2 protein-coding genes and 1 pseudogene are annotated in these 1,578 nt (G+C 75.5%); all 3 read left to right on the plus strand.

Features of this window, described 5'->3' with window-relative positions:
* Window positions 1–352: pseudogene (locus G3I53_RS11915) on the plus strand (magnesium chelatase); the annotation flags it as partial.
* On the plus strand, window positions 352–951 hold the full coding sequence (gene cobO / locus G3I53_RS11920; protein WP_164334767.1) for a cob(I)yrinic acid a,c-diamide adenosyltransferase: 600 nt from the start codon (window positions 352–354) through the stop codon (window positions 949–951). The pseudogene G3I53_RS11915 and the gene cobO, both read left to right, overlap by 1 nt.
* The coding region (locus tag G3I53_RS11925; RefSeq protein WP_343240607.1) for a cobyrinate a,c-diamide synthase at window positions 948–1,578 on the plus strand (631 nt) is incomplete at its 3' end. The genes cobO and G3I53_RS11925, both read left to right, overlap by 4 nt.

Raw genomic sequence — 1,578 nt, forward strand, 5'->3', positions numbered from 1 at the left:
CGGGGGCCGTACGCCGCTGGCGGCCGGGCTGCTGAAGGCGCACGACGTGCTGCGGGTGGAGCGGCTGCGGGACCCCGCGCGGCGGGCGCTGGTGGTCGTGGTGACCGACGGCCGGGCCACGGGCGGCCCCGAGCCGGTCGCGCTGGCCGGGCGGGCCGCGCGGCTGTTCGCGGCCGAGGGGATCGCGTCGGTGGTCGTGGACTGCGAGTCGGGGCCGGTACGGCTGGGCCTCGCGGGGCGGCTCGCCGGGGAGCTGGGGGGCGGCGCGGTGACGCTGGACGCCTTGCGGGCGGACGCGATCGCCGGGCTGGTCAGGGATGTGCGGGGGAACGGGACGAGGAGGGCCGCGTAATGCCGCAGGGACAGCCGAATGTGGTGCCGGACGACGGACTGACGACTCGTCAGCGGCGCAACCGGCCGCTGGTGATGGTGCACACGGGCGTCGGCAAGGGCAAGTCGACGGCCGCCTTCGGGCTCGCGCTGCGGGCCTGGAACCAGGGCTGGCCGGTCGGGGTGTTCCAGTTCGTCAAGTCGGCGAAGTGGAAGGTCGGCGAGGAGCGGGCGCTGCGGGTGCTGGGCGACTCCGGCGAGGGCGGGACCGTCGACTGGCACAAGATGGGCGAGGGCTGGTCCTGGGTGCAGCGGGACGCGCAGCTGGACAACGAGGCCAAGGCCCGGGAGGGCTGGGAGCAGGTCAAGCGGGACCTGGCCGCCGAACGGTACCGGCTGTACGTGCTGGACGAGTTCGCGTACCCGCTGCACTGGGGCTGGGTGGACACCGGTGAGGTCGTGGAGGTGCTGCGCGGGCGTCCGGGGACCCAGCACGTGGTGATCACCGGGCGGAACGCGCCCCGTGAACTGCTGGACTTCGCCGACCTGGTGACCGACATGTCCAAGGTGAAGCACCCGATGGACGCCGGGCAGAAGGGGCAGAGGGGCATCGAGTGGTGAACGCCTCCGCGTCGGTGCCCCGGCTGGTGGTCGCCGCGCCCGCCTCGGGCAGCGGCAAGACCACCGTCGCCACCGGGCTGATGGCCGCGCTGGCGGGCCGGGGGCTGGCCGTCTCCCCGCACAAGGTGGGGCCGGACTACATCGACCCCGGCTACCACGCGCTCGCCACCGGCCGGCCGGGGCGCAACCTGGACGCGTACCTGTGCGGCCCGGAGCGGATCGCCCCGCTGTTCGCGCACGGCGCGCGCGGCTGCGACATCGCCGTGGTCGAGGGCGTGATGGGCCTGTACGACGGGGTGTCCGGGCAGGGCGAGCTGGCGTCGACCGCGCACGTGGCGAAGCTGCTGCGGGCGCCGGTGGTGCTGGTCGTCGACGCGGCGTCGCAGTCGCGGTCGGTGGCGGCGCTGGTGCACGGCTTCGTGAGCTGGGACCCGGAGGTGCGGGTCGGCGGCGTCATCCTGAACAAGGTGGCGTCGGACCGGCACGAGGCGCTGCTGCGGGACGCGCTGGAGGCCGTCGGGGTGCCGGTGCTGGGGGTGCTGCGGCGGGCCGCGCGGGTGGAGACGCCGTCGCGCCACCTGGGGCTGGTGCCGGTCGCGGAGCGCGGGGCGACGGCCGTGGACGCCG

Source organism: Streptomyces sp. SID14436, from assembly GCF_010548465.1.
In the GTDB taxonomy this organism is placed as follows: Bacteria; Actinomycetota; Actinomycetes; order Streptomycetales; family Streptomycetaceae; genus Streptomyces.